The organism is Staphylococcus simulans (genome assembly GCF_003043455.1).
GTDB classification, from domain to species: Bacteria; Bacillota; Bacilli; order Staphylococcales; family Staphylococcaceae; genus Staphylococcus; species Staphylococcus simulans_A.
In genome coordinates, this window is record NZ_PZGG01000013.1 from 1 (window position 1) to 18,113 (window position 18,113).

Genomic DNA, 18,113 nt, shown 5'->3' on the forward strand with positions numbered 1-18,113 from the left:
AATATATATTTCAGATTAGTAATTCAAGCGTCCTAATCGCTTATAATCCTATGTTAAGTTTAAATTTAACGAATTGAACGAACTTAATCAGATGTTTTTATGCATTAATATACATTTAATACGAATAAATATTTTTTTAGAAAAACTGAAATCAGACTCTAAAATCGCACAGTTTTTGGTAAGGTAACGTCGTATTAATCAAAAAACATATAAAAAATCCCCGACGTTAAAAGTCAGGGATTTAAACTGAAAGTGTGAAACACCTCAGTAATTTTTATGAGTTTTGTTTTTTTAAGATAAGTTTTAGCTGTTTTGTTTTGCGAAAGCTTTACCGATAGCTTCTAATTTATGCGGTGCATCATGCATTGCCATTTTCACTTCTACAAAATGCATCACTTCTGGATACGCTTTAATAGCTTCAAAAGCTTGTTTCAATTCTTCGCTTGTTGAAACATCATGGATTTTCACGTCATCTTTCGCACCAAATACTGCTGGTATTGCTTTGTAATCCCACATAAAGATGTCGTTGTATGGTTCGTTTTCACCATGAATTTTACGTTCTACTGTATAGCCGTCATTATTAATGACAAAGAGTACAGGCTTCAATTTTTCGCGAATCATCGTTGAAATACTTTGAACTGTTAATTGAAGTGAACCATCACCAATTAATAATAAGTTACGGCGATTTGGATCAGCGATTTGTGTACCTAATGTCGCTGGTAATGTGTAACCGATTGAGCCCCATAATGGTTGGCCAATAAACTTATTCGCTTGATATAACGCTAAATCATAAGCACCGAAGAATGATGTTCCTTGTTCAGCCAGAATCACATCATCTGGTGCGATAAAGTCTTGCATCATTTTGAAGTACGTTTCTTGTGTTAAAGGTTCATTCGTTAATTCATATTGACCCGCTTCTGGACGTTTATATTGTGGGTAATCTACATCAGTCACATAGTCCATCTCTAACAGACCTTCTAATAAATCAGGTAATGTCACATCTTGGTCTTCTGTTTCATTCATTTTGAAATTATGTTGATTTAACATTACAACGTCATCAATATCGAATTCATATGAGAATCCTGCTGTGGCAGAGTCTGTTAATTTCGCGCCGATATTTAAAATCGCATCACTATGATCTACATAATTTCTAATATTTTCTTCTGCGATTGATCCATCATAAATGCCCATATAGTAAGGGTTCTCTTCATTGAAAGCACCTTTACCTAATGACAATTGCGCAACTGGAATGTGTGTTTGATTTACAAATTGTTCTAGTTTGTCATGCAGTTTGAAACTATTAATTTCATGTCCTGCGATAATCACTGGTTGAGAAGCACTGCTTAATTTATTTTTAACCATCTCAATATAATTTGAGACATCTTTCGCTTCGAATTCTGGTAATTGATAAGCGTCTTCTACTTCAATTTCTGTCATTGCGACATCAATCGGCAAGTGTAAATGTACCGGTCTTTTTTCAGCTAAGGCTGCATTAATCAGACGCGGAATTTCTTCTTGTGCATTTTCAGGTGTGATATAACCTTGTGCTGTTGTAATTTCTTTGAACATTTTGCGGTAGTTATCAAATTCACCTTCACCTAGTGAGTGGTGAACATATTTTCCTGCTTGTTCCACACTGCGTGTCGGTGCGCCTGTAATTGCGACTACTGGAATACGTTCTGCATAAGAACCTGCGATACCATTGACCGCTGATAATTCACCTACACCAAATGTAGTCACCATTGCGCTTAAACCATTCATGCGCGCATATCCATCTGCTGCGTAACTTGCGTTTAATTCATTCGTATTACCAATCCATTCAATATCATCACGACTGATAATATCGTCTAAGAAAGCTAAGTTGAAATCTCCAGGTACACCAAATACTTTATCTACGCCTGCAGTACTCAGGCAGTCCATTAAATACTCTCCAACACGTTTATTCATATTCATTCCACCTTTTTCTCTTTCTCTTATACAATTCTAGGATAACGCTTCCATATATTTTAGGTCAAGTAAGTTGACTTAACTAGAATGGCTATACGCATATAAAAATACCGCCTTGAATTTTCAAGACGGTACTAAACTTATTCTATATTAAGGGCCTTTATGGTTACTCTTTAAGTTCCCCTTTTAAATATTTTACTTCTTGGAATCCTGGACGTTTGCTTGCGAGTTCTTCCATCATCGCATTCCAATCATTTCCAACGTCTGCTTTAATACTTTGAAGTAAATTATTTTGGGCTTTATTGATTTCAGTTACTAATGCATGACCTTTATCAGTGACATAGAGTTCTTTCACTCTGCCATCTATTTTTGACTTTTTCTCAATTACTAAACCTTCATCTTTTAATTTTTTCAGCGTTTGATGACTGCCTTGTTTAGAAATTTCCATACTTCTTAATAAGTCTCTGATGGTAATACCAGGGACTTTATCGATAAAGAATAAGAAGCGATGGTGCTGGCGGCGCATTCCTTTCTTCTCTATAATCTCATCAGCAGTATGAATAAATGTTTTATAGGCAAAATAGAACAAGAGATGATCATAGTCATTATTATGTGCAGTCATGATTTACAGTCCTTTACTTCAAAATGTTGTTTTCTGATAATTAACTTTATTATAGCAAGTCTTATAAAAGACCTAAAGCGAGGATTAATGATTTCTCCTAAACGGAACCAAATAGAAACTTGTGCATTTTGCCTTTATTCTTTGTACAATGACATCAATATAGAACAAAAGGGAGATGATCGAATGGTTCGATTTAAAACTGTTCAAATCACAGACTTAACTGATGAAGACTTACAAGCTATGGGGGCACAAGATCAACTGATTGATGTACGAGAAGCTGATGAATATGAAGCTGGTCATATTGAAGATGCGCTGAATTATCCACTTTCAACGTTAAATACCAAATTTCCATTAGACCAAGGCAAAACGTATTACATCTATTGTCAAAAAGGCGGACGCAGTCAACAAGCCAGTCAAATGTTAAGTGACAGCGGTTTTGATGTGATTAATTTAAATGGCGGTTATGAAGCCTATCTATCTCAACAAGAAGCGCAATCACAACCACAAAATCAATCTACAAGCACGCAACAAACAACAGAAACAACTGACCCTGAGAAAACAATCAAACCAGAACGCAAACAATTAAACTACAGTGGCTTGCAATGTCCAGGACCGATTGTGAATTTAAGCCAAGTTATACAACAACTGCAACCTGGCGAACAAGTTGAAGTAATTGTTACGGATTTAGGCTTTGCGAGTGATATCCAAAGCTGGGTAAAACAAACAGGTCATCACTTAATTGATTTAAAATCAGATGAGTCACAAGTCACAGCAATCATCGAAAAAGGAGAACCTTCTGATAAAGCGATGTCTGTCCATGAATCAGATAACGGCACAACGATTGTGTTATTCAGCGGTGAACTAGATAAAGCTTTAGCTGCTTTAATCATTGCGAATGGTGCACGTGCAGCTGGTCGTGAAGTTTCAATCTTCTTTACATTCTGGGGATTGAACGCTTTAAAACGTACAGATGCGCCTAAAGTTCAGAAAAAAGGATTAGAAAAACTTTTTGATTTCATGTTACCTAAAGGTCCTGAAAGCATGCCATTATCTAAAATGAATATGTTCGGTTTAGGCCGTTTCATGATGAAACTTTTAATGAAACAAAAGAACGTCGATTCATTACCTGCTTTAATCGATAAAGCAGTCGAAAACGATATTAAGCTGATCGCATGTACCATGAGCATGGATGTCATGGGTATTAAACGAGAAGAGTTACGTGATGATGTACAAATCGGCGGGGTTGGTACGTATATCGGCGATACAGAACATGCCAAACATAATTTATTTATCTAATAGTTCATATGATTTAAAATCCTTTGTCTTCAAAATAAGGCAGAGGATTTTTTACATACTCTTTTAGCACCCTTAATATACTTTAAAATTTAATCGAACATTTGTTCGCTTTTTCTTTGAAAACGCGTTCGTAAAATGCTAAACTTAATTCATGAGTAAAGGTCGTTCTACTATATTGTGAGTACCTCACGTGCCTTGAACTGCAAGAAAGTGAGGTGATATGGATGGACATTATAATCCATGAACTCACGATTAATTTCTCTTCAATTGTGCAAGTGACACTTTTAGCAACCGCAATCAAATTTCTAATCAGCAAGAACGACAAAAAAGACTAGCTATGCTGCAACATAACTAGTCTCTCATTCGGTTCGTTTGGTAATCACAATTGTGCATTGTGAGCCTTTACTCTAGCCTTCGGTCTAATAAGACTGAGGGCTATTTTAATACAACTAAAGCTTACCAAATTTATAGCCCACTTTCAATTAAATTGCGGTTCATCTAAAACAAGGTTGTCCAATTCATTTTTATTGTTTTCAACTTCATTGGATTCGTTAAACGCTGTTATTTCTTTTTCTTCTTTTTGTCTTTTTTCTTCTTGTCCTTTTTCTTCTTGTCTTTAGAATCTTCTTTTTTATCGTCTTTCTTTTTATCTTTTTTCTTAGATTTCTTATCTTTCTCTTTCTTGTCCTTCTTGCCTTTGTTGCCTTTGTCGCCTTTCTTATCTTTTCCTTTTTTATCTTTCTTCTCTTTTGTCTCTTTGTCTTTCTTGTCTTTTGATTCTACTTTTTCTTTATCTTCTTTGCCTTGTTCTTCGTCTTTTGATGTCTCTGATTCAGACTTGTCATCTTCAGAAGATTCATTTTCTGAAGACGTTTTGTCTTCTTTTGTTGGTTCTTCCTTCACAGCAGTGAAATCTTCTTCTAATTCACCTACTGTGATGACTTCACCATTGTCATCTGTTTTAAGTGTTGTTTCTACTTCTTCATCTTCTTCGTCTAATTGGTAACCCAACTCTAAGACTTGTAAGTAAACAGTCACTTTGAAATCTTTATACTCACCTTTATAAAGTGCTTGAATATCACTTTGACGCGCTTGTAAATCAGTATGTTCTGTTAACGCAGGTTCTATTACATTTGTTTGTATAGGTTCTTCTACAATTTCTTCGATAGAATGGTCGCGTTCTTGTTGGTGTTTTTGAATACTTTTATAAATTAAATCAGCATCTTTCAACTCAGGGTATTGTTTTAAAAATGCGCTTTTAGTTTCTGGTAATTCAAAGTCTTTTTTAGCTTTGACATCGATATAAACTGCCGCATAATGGAACTTTGTTTGGTCAGAAACATTATAAACCCAAGATTTAGGCGGATTCATCATTTTCTTTAAGTGTTCAGTAAAGTCACGTTGAATCGTTGATACCGCATGACCTGCCAAACCACTAGTGCTTGGTTCAAAGTCATGTACATAAACAGTTCTCAGTTTCACCATATCTGTCATTTCATTTTGATCTAAGACTGCTAAATCTAAACGTGACATCTCTCTAGCAACAGTTTCTGACTGTGCTTGACGTAAAACTTGAATTCCTAATAAATCTTTTAATGACTTATCGATGCCTGATACTAAAGTTAAATACGCCATATCATCTGCGTAGTGTTTAAAGTTGCTTTCTAACTTGCCCAATCTTTTAGTTAAAGCATGTGCGATATTGATCTTCATGTTAATTCCCCCATAGTTTTAATTTATACACTAAGTTAGTAACTTATACCCTATCAGTCGCAAAATAATATTAAGATTTTATTAGATTGAATACTAATTTAGATTTGTATAACTCAAAATAAAAAAGCGGTACTGATGTACACGCTTTATAGGAATTAGTCATTCATGAATTTCAAGACTTCATCATAGACTTTTTGAGAACGTTCGTTATTTTTGATACGTCTTTTTTGAGATTGAGCCACATACTCCATAGGCACCATGTTAAATTGTTTTTTAAAATTATTCAGGAAGGAACGTTTGCTTGAGTAAGAATATCTTTTCCAAACTTCCTTTGTTTTTTGATTATCTTCACCGTTCAGCAATAGGTATTCTGCCACATTAAAGATTTTCACTTGTTGGACATAATCATTATAGTTAATACGTGCTGCATCTTTAAATACACGTGATAGATAACTGATATTTAAATCAAAGCTTTCAGCAATAGTCGTTAACTTTAACGCTTCATCTGAATGGTGATTAATGTACTCAATAATGTGATTAATTGTTGGATTATTAGTCATATTGAATAAGTAGATATCGAAGTTTTCCAAGTAAACACGTAAGTATCTTACCAGTCGAACAATGGTCGCATTCGCTTTCACAAAATTTGTTTCACATACATAACGTAATGCCTGGATATAATCATTTTTAATGATATGGTGGATTTCAAAATTGCTTTCAACATGATTGATTTCTTTTAAGCAGGCTGGCTTAAAATATACGTAGTGAATTGATAAACAGACTACTTTCCCTACTTTTATCTCCACTTCCATATTTGTGAAATGCGGTTTTTGAACAAAAAGATCTCCTGTTTTATAGGTAAAGTTCTGTGCCCCCTTTTTAACGAAGACTGTGCCTGATAAAACTAAATAAATATTAACGTACTCCTCGCTTTTCGAATTATCTTTTATACAAGACCAACCTTGAAAAATATTGTAACTGTAATCCAAAAATATCCCCCCTAATAAAATGATAATGTGAATGATTTCTCTTAAATATCAATAGAAAAGCAAGTAGTAAAATAGAAGTGTGAAAGAAGTGATGATTGAGGTAGATAATTTTCATAACTGATGAAATTATCCAAAATAAGACTACACCTTTTTATAATAAACTAAATGTTCAGAAAATTGAATGCTTTATTGTAAGTTTTTGTGCTAAAATGTTATATTTTTATCTGTTTCATTCAACCAGAAAGACTCTGGTTCCTTCTTTAAGTATATGTAAAATTACTTTATGATTTCTGTGGATTTCATTAAAAAAATTATTGACGCGTTACACATTCTCCTATATAATAAATCTTGTGTTAAAAAGCTATGGAGAAATACCCAAGTCCGGCTGAAGGGATCGGTCTTGAAAACCGACAGGGGCTTAACGGCTCGCGGGGGTTCGAATCCCTCTTTCTCCGCTACGATAAAGGATGAGATACTGAATAGTGTCTCATCCTTTTTTATTAATCTGATGTAAAAGTTTCATGATGACTTTTACGTTTTCACCCGCTATTGTGTTATAAACTAAATAACAAACATTTAATTCAGAATTACTGAACCCCCACTCTACCGATATAGAATGGGGGTTCTTTTTATGGTGAATCTTTGTCTGCATACTATTGTGATTGTTCAGTCAAAATGTGTAAACACAACGTGACACCCTGATATTAAAAAAGCCGCACTCACTATGAGTACGACTTTTATTTACATATTAATTTTTTCTACGGCGACTGCTTACTAAGAATGCGGCACCGATCAATGCGGCTAATCCGCCTACAAGGATGCTGTTGGATTGTGACTGACCTGTATTTGGTAATGCTTTTTGATGTTGATTAGAAACTGTTTGTTCTGGTTGTGTGGTTCTAGTTGATGAGTCATTTAATGTTTGTGATGAATTCTCTTTATCATTTTGATATATTTGTTCGTTGAAAGTTCGAGAATTAGCTTGGTGTTCATTTGTTGATTCATCAGAAGTGTTGTCATCTTTAGATGTTTGTTGCTCTGGTGTAATTTCGTTATGTTTTTCTACATCTATTGAAGCACTTTCAGAAGATACTACTTCTTGTTTTGTAATCACTTGATGTTTATTTGTATTTTCTGTTTTAATTTCTTGTTTAACTTCGCTGGCAGGAGTTAAATCAACTGATGAAGTTATTTCAGAACCTAACTGCTTAAGAGAAGATTTATCAGTATTTTCTTGATGTGTTTCTTCTGGTTGTACAGTTGCTGTAGCAGATGTTTCCGGTGACATTCCATTCGGAGTTGTTTCAAGAGAAGTTGTTGTATCTTCAGTTACTGCTGGAATTTCAATACTCTCTATGTTGTTTAACTCTGAAATCAAGTTGCCTTTTAATTCTGTTGGTAACTGTGCAATTGCTGTTTGTGCTGATTCTTTTGTTGTCTTTACCTTCTCTTGAACAATCATTAATGATTTTTGTTCTTCTGCCTGTACATGATAATCTGAAAGTACTTTTTCAAGTTCAATTTGAGCTGTATTATTTGTTGATATTGCTTTCTTCAATGCTGCTTCTGCTTCACTTACCCATTGGTCTTGGATGTCGTTTGTGCCATTCGCATTGATGTCATTGATTTCTGGGATGTCGATACCTTTCAATTGTGCTAATAACTCTGGTAAATCGCCTTTTAATTCACTTGGTAATACGTCTACTTTTGTCTCTGCTGTTGCTTTTAATGCTTGTGCTTGTTCTTGAGCTGACGTTAACAATGATTGTTCTTGTGGTGTGATTAAGTTGTCGGAAACCGCCATCTTCAATGCTGATTGTGCTGCTTTATCTGCAAGTTCTGCTGCCTTCACTGCTGCTTCTGCGTCACTTAACCATTGATCTTGGATGTCGTTCGTACCATTCGCATTGATGTCATTGATTTCTGGGATGTCGATACCTTTCAATTGTGCTAATAACTCTGGTAAATCGCCTTTTAATTCACTTGGCAATGCGTCTACTTTTCTTTCTGCTGTTGCTTTTAATGTTTGCGCTTGTTCTTGTGCAGATTTCAATAATGTTTGTTCTTGCGGTGTGATTAAGTTGTCGGAAACTGCCATCTTCAATGCTGATTGCGCTGCTGTATCTGCAAGTTCCGCTTTCTTCACTGCTACTTCTGTGTCACTTAACCATTGATCTTGGATGTCGTTCGTGCCATTCGCATTAGCGTCATTGATTTCTGGGATGTCGATACCTTTCATTTGAGCCAATAATGCTGGTAAATCCCCTTTTAATTCATTTGGCAATGCGTCTACTTTTGTCTCTGCTGTTGCTTTTAATGTTTGCGCTTGTTCTTGTGCAGTTTTTAGTGATGTTTTTTCTTGTGGTGTAATTAATTTATCGGAGACAGTAGAATCAAATAATGTTTGAGCATACTTATCAGCTGACTGTGCCTCTTTTACCGCATCTCTCGCTTCATTAGTTAATGCGTCTACATTATCATCAATGCCGTTTTCATTTTGATCATTAATTGTTGGTAATGTAATACCTTTAAGGAATGCTAAATCATCCGGAAGATTACCTTGTAATGTTAATGGTAATTGATTCACCTTCTCTTTTGCTTGTGCCTTCACATCGTCGTAAATTGCTTGTAATTGTGCTAATTGTTCATATTCTCTTGGTGTAACTAAACTATCTACAGTATTCATTGCTAGTTTTTCTTGAAGTTTAGCATCCATTGCTTGTGCGACTCTGACAAACTCTGTTGCTTCAGTTAATGCAGCATCATCTGTATCTGAAATATTATTGGCATTTTGATCATTAATGGCTGGAACTGTGATGCCTTGAAGTTGTTTTAAACGTGCTTCAAAAGGTGCCTGATATGCTTCTGGTAGTAGATTTACAATTTGTTGTGCTGAATCTTTAGCACCTTCAAACAAGGATTGATGTTGTGACAATGCTTGATGTTCTTGTGGAGTAATCAACCCATTTTCATTTGCTGTATCAAGTTCAGATTGTACATCTTGATTCATTTTTTCAGCTTGTGCCACAAGTACTTCTGCTTGATCAAGTAAGGTATCAATATCATCTGAGATACCGTTATCATTTTGATCATTGATGGTAGGAATAGAGATAGTTTGCATTTGCACTAAAGCATTCATTAATTCATCTTTAACTGCTGTTGGAATCTTACTTTGTTGAATCGTCTCAGTTGCTTGTGCTTTTAGTTTTAATGCATGATTTTGTGATTCAATCAATGTGTCTTGTTCTTGTGGTGTAATTAAGTGATCTGCATTCGCTTTTGTTAAATCACTTTGTGCTGTTTCATGTACAGCTTTTACTGCATTTATTAACTCTTGTAGCGTTTGATCTAATGTATCATCTACATCATTATGGTTGTGATCATTGACTGCTGGTACTTCAATACCTTTTAAAGCATCAAGCATTTTTGAAAGCTCATCTTTTAATGCGTCATCAACTAAAGCGACCTTATCCTCAGCAATATTTCTTTGTGCTAAGAATGCGTGTTGAAGATTTGATAACATATCATGTTCATCATCATTAATGACAGTATTTTCTTGAGCTGTTGCTAATCCAGCTTTCGCAACAGCTTCTGCTGCTTGTGCTGCTTTAAGTGCTTGTAATGCATCACTTATCAATTGGTCTTGCTTATCATCGATACCATTTGTATTTTTATCGTTTACTTCTGGAATGTCGATTGCTTGTAATGCATCTAATTGTGGTTGGAACTCTGGTCTTAAGTTTTCAGCAATCATGTCCACTGCTTTTTGAGCATAGTGTTTCGCTGTCTTCGCATAGTTGACTTGATGATTTAACTCAGACTGTTCATTTGATGTGACTAATTGATCTTGTTGAATTGACTCTAGTTGTTGTTGTGCAACGTTATTGGCACGTTTTGCTTCATCAATTAAATCTTGTACAGCGGCTTTCAATGCATCTGTATGATCATCAATGTGGTTATTATCTTGATCATTGACAGTTGGTAAAGTAATTTCATTAATCGCATCTAATTGTAACTGCAAGTCTTTTTGATACGCTGCTGGTAAAGTATCAATTGCCGCTTGCGCCGCAGCTTTATTAGCTTCTACTAAGTTTTTAGCACCGCTTAATGCTTCTAATTCATTCGGATTGATTAAACCATCTGCTGATGCTTCATCTACTTTAGCTTGTGCTAATTGCGACATATCTTTAGTCGCATTAATTAATTGTTGTGCCTTGTCTATTAATGTATCAATATCATCACGAATACCATTTTGATTTTTATCATTCACAGATGGAATTGAAATTCCTGTTAACGCTTGTACTTTTTCAGGCAGATCTTGTCTGTATTTACTGTCAACTGCTTCAAGCTTTTCTTCAGCTAATGCTTTCTTTTGTTTAAATTCTTCTTGCAACGCATTTAATTGTGTCTGTTCATCAGGGTTTACCACGCCATCTGCTTGAACTTCTTCTAATTTTGATTGTGCAGTTGCTTCAGCTTCTTTAGCTACTTCATAAGCTTTGGCCGCTTCTTCAAACAAACTGTCATCTTTATCTGGCACACCATTATGATTTTCATCGTTGACTTGTGGTGGTCCAATTGGCGTTAACGCATCGAGTTCTGTTTGTAATGTTTTTTTAGTAGGTTCTGATAATAATGCATCTACCAATGCTTGTGCATCAGCTTTTTTACCTTCTGCTAATGCAATCGTTTTTGCTAATTCTGAGCTTTCTTCAGGTGTAATGATATTGTCTTTTTGTATATCATCCATTTGTATCAATGCATTGTTATAAGCTACTTTGGCAGCTTCAACTGCTTCTTTCGCTTTAACAATTGCTTGATCCACGTCATCACGAATCCCGTTCTTATCCTCGTCATTCACTTCAGGAACAGTAATACCTGTTAATGCTGCAAGTTGTTGTGGCAGGCCTTTACGATATGCTTCTTGAATCGCATTAATCTTTTCGTTTGCTAATGCTCTCTTTTGCTCAAAGTTAGCTTGTGCTGCTAATAATGCTTGATGTTCTGTTGTATCAATTAATTCGTTCGGATTCAGTGCTTCAGCTAACATTTGTTTTGCTGCTTGATCTGCGGCTTTGGCATCTTTCAATAAATCTTCCGCTTCTAAAATCAACTTATCTTGATCATCAGGAATGTTATTTTCATTGTTGTCTGTTACTGATGGTACTGTAATACCTGTTAATTTTGCTAAGCGATTCATTAAAAGTTCTTGCATGTTAGTTGGCAAGTCGTTAACTGCCTTGTTAGCTTCTGCTTTGATTGAAGCGGCTTCATCTTCAACTGAAGTTAAATCTGTATTTTCTTTTGGTGTAATCAGTTGGTTAGCTTGTGCTGTTTGTAAGTGTTCTTTTGCTGTCTTATCCGCCGCTTCTGCTTTTTCAACTAATGCTGTTGCTGCTAATAAAGCTGCTTCTTGTTGTGCTTTCAAATCTAAATCATCTGCACGTCCATTATTATCTTTATCATTTACTTCTGGAACTGTGATACCTGTTAATGCTTTTAATTTCCCAGGCAATACACCTTGATATGCTGAATCAACTGCATCTATTGCTTGTTGTGCTGCTGCTTTCTTTTGTTCAAAATCATGTTGTAAGTTTGCTAGTGTCTGATGTTTTTCTGGTGAAATAGCTTGGTTTTCATTTGCTTTTGCTAGTTCATCTTTTGCCAAAGCGTCAGCTTCTATTGCTTTTTCAATTGCTGATTCTGCTGCTTTAACTAAATCATCTTGAATATCTGGAATCATATTGCTGTTGTTGTCATTGATGTCTGGAACATTAATGCCGTCTAATTTCGTTAATTCTTGTTCTAAAGGTGCACGTAATGCTTCAGGTAATGCATTCACTTTTTCTGTTGCGTCTGCTTTTGTTGAAACAGCAGTTTTCTGAGCTTCTGTTAAATCTTGATGTTCTGTTGGATTAATCAACTTATCTTGTGTTGCGTTTGTTAAATCATGTTTTGCTGCTAAATCTGCTGCTTTTGCTTTATCTAAAGATGCTTGTGCTGCTTTAATCAATGTTTCAAGTTCAGCTTGATCGATGTCGTCTGTTTTACCGTTGTTGTCTTTATCATTCACTTCCGGGACTACAATACCATTTAACGCATCAAGTTGTGTTGGTAATTCTTCACGATATTTCTCTTCAATCTGGTTGATTTTATCGTTAGCTGCTTGTTTCTTCGTTGTAAAATCTTGTTGTAGCTTATCTAAGCTGTCGTGTTCTTGTTGATTGATGGCTTTATCAGCTTCTGCTTTAGCTAATTCATCTTTAGCTGATTTATCTGCTGCTTTAGCTTCTTCTATAGAAAGTTTAGCCGCTTCAATCAATGTATCTTGTTCATCTGGGATGTTGTTATCATTGTTGTCATTGATACTTGGTACTGTAATACCTTTTAACTTAGCTAATCTTTCTAATAATGATGTTTGTAATTCTGATGATAATGCTTTAACTGCTGTATCCGCTGTTGCTTTTGTTGTATCTGCATTTTCTTTTGCGACAGTTAAATCTTGATGTTCTTTTTCTTTAATTAAGTTGTCTGCATTGGCTTGTTGTAATTGTGTTTGTGCTGCTTGGTCTGCGGCTTCTGCTTTCTTAACTAAATCTTCTGCGTTTTTCAATGCTGCATCTTGTTGTTCTTTCGCATCTTGATTATCAGGTTTACCATTATTATCTGTGTCATTAACTGCAGGAACTGTAATTCCTTTTAATGCTTCAAGTTGTGTCGGCAAATCACCACGATATTTCTCTTCAATCTGGTTGATTTTATCACTAGCTGCTTTTTTCTTCGTTGTAAAATCTTGTTGTAAGTTTTCTAAGTTGTCGTGCTCTTGTTGATTGATTGCTTTATCTTCTTCAGCTTTAGTTAATTCATCTTTAGCTTTTCGATCTGCCGCTTTAACTGCGGCTAATAAATCTTGAGCTTCTGCGATTAATGTATCTTGTTCATCTGGGATGTTGTTGTTATCAGTATCATTAATAGATGGAATTTCAATACCGTTCAATGCATCAAGCTCATCTAATAAAGGCGCTTGCATGTTTTCTGGAAGTGTTTCTACTAAACCTCTTGCAGTTGAATTTGCTTCGTCAGCTTGATTTTCAACAACATATAATCCCTCTAATTCTTTAAGTGAGATTACATCATCTTGTTTTACTTCAGTTAATTTATCTTGTGCTGTTTTATCAGCAAGTTTTGCTCTCTCTATAGCTGCTTTAGCTTCTGCTAACAATTGATTCGTTTCAGCACGATCAGTAGTATCCGGTTTTCCGTTATTATCATTATCGTTAACATCCGGAACTTCAATTCCTTTTAATGCGTTGATTTGCTGTAATAGCTTATCGTTATACTTCTTATCAACTGCATTAGCTTTCTCTGTTGCTGCTTGTTTTTGAGTTTCAAATTCTTTTTGAAGTTCTGTTAATTTCGCATTTTCTTCTTGATTGATAGCCTGATTTTCTTGTGCTGTTGTTAATTCAGAAACTGCTTTTTTCTCAGCATCTTCAGCTAATTTAATCGCTGCCTCTGCCAACTTGATTAACTCATCTTGAGTGTCTGGGATATCATTTTCATTTTTATCATTAACTTCTGGTACAACAATTCCATTTAAAGAATTCAATCTGTCTAAGAATGATTGTTGTTGTTCTAACGGTAATGTTTTAACTGCTTCTTCTGCTGTTGACTTTGATGATGTTGCAAGTTCTTTTGCAGCGGTTAATTCTGTATGTTCTTGAGGCTTAATTAGGTTGTTTTCTTTTGCTTTTTGTAATTGTGACTGAGCTGTTTGGTCTGCAGTTTCTGCTTTCTTAACTAAGTCTTCAACATTACCTAAAGCTGCTGTGAGTTGTTCCTTTTCATCTTGTTCGTCTGGTTTACCATTGTTGTTCTTGTCATTTACTACAGGAACTGCAATACCCACAAGCTTATTCAATTTTTCAATTAAAGGAGATTGATATTTCTCATTAACTTCTTTAATTTTTGCTTCTGCTGCTTTTTTCTTAGTTTCAAATTCTTTTTGAAGTGCTGATAAATTATCATGTTCAGTTGGAGAAATCGCATTGTTTTCATTGGCTGTTTCTAGTGTTGATTTCGCTTTGCTTTCAGCCTCTTGTGCTTCTTTTAACAGTTGCTCAGCTTCTGCTATCAACTTATCTTGATCGTCAGAGATTGAATTGTTATTCTCATCATTTACTTTTGGTAAGACAATTTCAGTTAATTGATCTAATTCTTGTTGTAATGTTGCTTTTAAACGTTCAGGCAATTGATTCACTTTTGCTTGCGCATCATTTTTCTTAGTTGTTGCTGTTTGAATTTCATTTTGTAAACCGTCTATTTCATTTTTGCTTACAAGTTGGTCGGCAGCGATTGTTTGAGCTGTTGTTTTTGCTTGGGCATGCGCTTTTTTAGCTTCTTCAACCGAAGCGGTTGCTTCTGCCATAATTTGCTTATCAATTTCTTTTTTAAGTTCATCAGAGAGTTTTAATGCAACGGTTTGATAATCTGTTGTTAGGTTTTCAATATGCTTTGTCCCATTATCAAATGACCATTTCACAGGAACATTTAATACATTACCATCGTAATACGTTTTTAACTTTGTCCATTTTTCTGAATTTGTGCTGATATCTTCAGTTGTTAAACTATGTTTCAAAGTGATTGAAGGCGTATAAGTTTTGTCGTAGAAGTTTTGTTGTTTTAATGCAGTGTTGCTATTAGTTAGAACTACTTTGTTTGTATTATTTTGAGTAGCAGTAAAGTAGTTTGTATTAGGTTGTACATTCGCTACGATGTCTTGAGGAAATTCTGCTGTCATTTCAATTTTACTTGGCAAAGTTGCTGTTTGGTGAACTTCTCTTGTTGGAATATATTGTGTGATTGTAACCTTCGCATCATCGTTACCTGTCGGATTATCGACTTGAACTGTATAAGGTTGTACCGGTACTAATAAGATACCTTTTACATGAAACGCTGTACCTGATACATTTCTTCCAGTCATACTATAAGTCAATTCACTCTTATCTTTGAAAGTAGCAGTTACTCTATTTGGATAATCTTCAACAGGACCTTTTGGATGTTCACCTGTAGAAATAATAATTTTGTTGTCTTTTAACTCTAAATTAGCTGTTGCCTCTGAATGAGTTTTATTACTAATATACAGTTCGTTGATTTCGTTTCGATTAAAAGTGACAGACTTTCTAACATCTACTTCTTTATTTCGATCATAATCATCAAGGTCATAAATATTTAATAATCCACTTACAGGGTGAAGTGTATCATTAAGATTCTTTAAACCTTCTATAACAGAAGTAATAGACGTACCATTAGATATTTTATTATAAAAACCGTCTAGTTTTGTCTTATCGATATTAGACATGAATTTAATGTTAGCTGTTGCACCGCCCCCATCTTGAGAAGTCATTGATAACATATCTCGACCTGATGTGAAGAAATATCTTATATTTGTTGGAAACTTTTTAGATGGTGGATCCATTTTGACATGTACCAAGGCATCTACTTTATGACCATTCGCTGTACCTACATTATTGATATATACATAAGCTTCAGGTTGTTTATCATCGAGTTTAATGTAATCACCAAAGTAGGCGTGAATACCGCCACCATTTGTAATTGTAGTTTTTGTACTTGTCACTGTTTCTTTGTTTGTCAGGAAAGAATAAGATTTACTGTCATAATCTTTAAATTTAGGTGAAAAATCAATATAATCTGGGGCCACTGTTTGTCCTGGATTCGCTACCTTCTTCACTAGATTACTGCTATTATAATCAATGATTTTTCCATTGTACGTTTCATTATTGACGGGTGCTTTAACTTGTTCAACTGGTGGGTCTGTGTCTAATGAACGCTTTGTACGTGTATGAGTCGATGGAGCTGATTCTGTTGTTGGTTCAATCGTTGGTGTAGATTCTGGAGTTGTTTCTTTTTCTGTTGATTTTGTTTCTTCTGGTTGTGGTGCTTGTTCTGTAGTTGTCGGTGCTTCTCATGTTGTTTGGTTTAATTCCGGATTATGAGAAGCAGTATTTTCAGAGGCAGGAGCTTCTGTTGTTACAGGTGGTGTAACGACTGCTGTTGTTTGTGTCTCTTGAGTTGGTTGAGACGTTGTGTCTGAGTTAGGTTTTGGTGATTCAGACTGAGTTTGAGTGGTGTCTGTACTAGATGTTTGTTCTTCTGCTGCTTGGGCGTCATGGCTGAGGCCAAACATGAGTGTTGCTCCTACAAGGATAGAAGCGGTTCCTACCGTAAATTTACGGATAGAGTACTTGTTTTGCTTATTAGGCAAAAAATCAAGTCTACGATTGGGTTGTTTCATTGCTGTTCCTCCGATGTGTCTTTGTCTATATGCTGAGTGTTCTTTTCTAAAAAATCATTTGCTGACATCCTCTTTTTAAGAGAACAAAATTTATATTAACTGATTTTTTTCGAAAATAAATAGACATCAAAGGAATAGTAAAAAAAGTGCATGCCAAAAGTAAAAAAAGTGTAAGCGATGAATATTAATTAAAATCTTAGTTGTTTACCATTTCTAAATAGGCCAAAGCTTCTCTATAAATCAATTCGGATATCATATTTTCTGCCCGTTTATAGTATTGGGCTTGGTTAATAAATTCTTTGGGACTCATATGAAATTGGTTTTTAAAGTTTTTAAGATATGTACGGTAACTCGCAAAATTATACTCTTTCCAAAGCTCATTCTCATTACCTCGAATAAGTAATTCTTCGGCTAATTTATAAAGTTTGAGACGTCTTACATATTCATTAAACCCTATCTGCATTTCTTCTTTGAACTTCCTTGAAAGAAAGCTGCTATTTACATAAATCACTTGTGCTACATCGCTCAACTTTAATGGTGCTTTAAAATTATGATTAACATGCGAGACAGCTTTCAACACATTCTCATTTGTAGTGAAATTAAAAATGTAGCTTTCACTTTCACTGTAATATATGTGCAGATAGTTAATAAGCTTGATGATATTGATATCTGCCATAAATAAATCTTCTTCATACATAAAACGAATGTAGTTCATAAATGCCTTTTTCATACTCAGTTGTGTTTGATCGGTTTTAGTGATGTTGCGCGCATTTCTTAAATAATATTTATTAAAGTGCACTTTGTTGATAGAAAGGCAAACAATACTGCCATTGATACTTTGGATTTGTGAATATTTCATTTCTGGTGTTGTGACAAAGATATCACCAGCACCATATTCTAATTCAATTTCGTCTATGGTTACTTTTGCTAAACCGCTTATCACAAAGTACACAGTAATGTATTGGTTATCGTGCATTAAGTCAAAATTACATACGGATGAAGTAAAAATATTGTAGGTATAGTCCATCATTGATTCTCCTATCGAGTCATTAAAATTAAGAAAAAGTGCTAAAAAAATGGATTAAAAAGTGATAGTTAGAAGTGAATTAAAAGTGTCGAAACAAACTAGAAAATGTTTGTATTAGGAATTAAAAAGGGAGCTCTTATGAGAGTTAACTTTGTTTATCATAGCTTATTAATCGTAAAAGTTGAATACTTTTTTCTAAATTCA

7 protein-coding genes, 1 tRNA gene and 1 pseudogene are annotated in these 18,113 nt (G+C 34.8%); 2 read left to right on the top strand and 7 right to left on the bottom strand.

Annotated elements, in window-relative coordinates:
* Positions 1 to 303: 303 nt before the first annotated feature.
* Both BU038_RS03795 and BU038_RS03800 read right to left on the bottom strand, forming a co-directional pair.
* On the bottom strand, positions 304 to 1,947 hold the full coding sequence (locus BU038_RS03795; protein WP_107604887.1) for an alpha-keto acid decarboxylase family protein: 1,644 nt from the start codon (positions 1,945 to 1,947) through the stop codon (positions 304 to 306).
* A gap of 166 nt (positions 1,948 to 2,113) precedes the next feature.
* Entirely contained in the window at positions 2,114 to 2,569 is a 456-nt protein-coding gene (locus tag BU038_RS03800; protein ID WP_107604888.1) for a MarR family winged helix-turn-helix transcriptional regulator, read from the bottom strand.
* 183 nt (positions 2,570 to 2,752) lie between these two features.
* Here BU038_RS03800 and BU038_RS03805 point away from each other — a divergent pair, with 183 nt between their 5' ends.
* Positions 2,753 to 3,865 (top strand): DsrE/DsrF/DrsH-like family protein, encoded by a 1,113-nt coding sequence (locus BU038_RS03805; protein WP_107604889.1) that lies wholly within the window; start codon positions 2,753 to 2,755, stop codon positions 3,863 to 3,865.
* Between the two features lie 561 nt (positions 3,866 to 4,426).
* Here BU038_RS03805 and BU038_RS12390 read toward each other — a convergent pair.
* Positions 4,427 to 5,578: a hypothetical protein gene (locus BU038_RS12390; protein ID WP_142402588.1), complete on the bottom strand. Its 1,152-nt coding sequence runs from the start codon at positions 5,576 to 5,578 to the stop codon at positions 4,427 to 4,429.
* A 155-nt stretch (positions 5,579 to 5,733) separates the two neighbouring features.
* Positions 5,734 to 6,567 carry a helix-turn-helix domain-containing protein gene (locus BU038_RS03810; protein ID WP_107604890.1) on the bottom strand — a complete coding sequence of 278 codons (834 nt, stop codon included), beginning with the start codon at positions 6,565 to 6,567 and terminating at the stop codon, positions 5,734 to 5,736.
* 365 nt (positions 6,568 to 6,932) lie between these two features.
* Between BU038_RS03810 and BU038_RS03815 the strand changes: the two genes are divergently transcribed.
* Positions 6,933 to 7,022: transfer RNA gene (locus BU038_RS03815), tRNA-Ser, on the top strand.
* Between the two features lie 293 nt (positions 7,023 to 7,315).
* Here BU038_RS03815 and BU038_RS03820 read toward each other — a convergent pair.
* The 3 genes and pseudogenes from BU038_RS03820 to BU038_RS12470 form a co-directional block, all read right to left on the bottom strand.
* Entirely contained in the window at positions 7,316 to 16,318 is a 9,003-nt protein-coding gene (locus BU038_RS03820; protein ID WP_107604891.1) for a GA-like domain-containing protein, read from the bottom strand.
* A gap of 464 nt (positions 16,319 to 16,782) precedes the next feature.
* Positions 16,783 to 16,882 (bottom strand): annotated as a pseudogene (locus BU038_RS12820) (YSIRK-type signal peptide-containing protein); the annotation flags it as partial.
* A 196-nt stretch (positions 16,883 to 17,078) separates the two neighbouring features.
* Positions 17,079 to 17,909, bottom strand: coding sequence for a hypothetical protein (locus BU038_RS12470; protein ID WP_199219681.1), 831 nt, complete (start codon positions 17,907 to 17,909; stop codon positions 17,079 to 17,081).
* Positions 17,910 to 18,113: the final 204 nt, after the last annotated feature.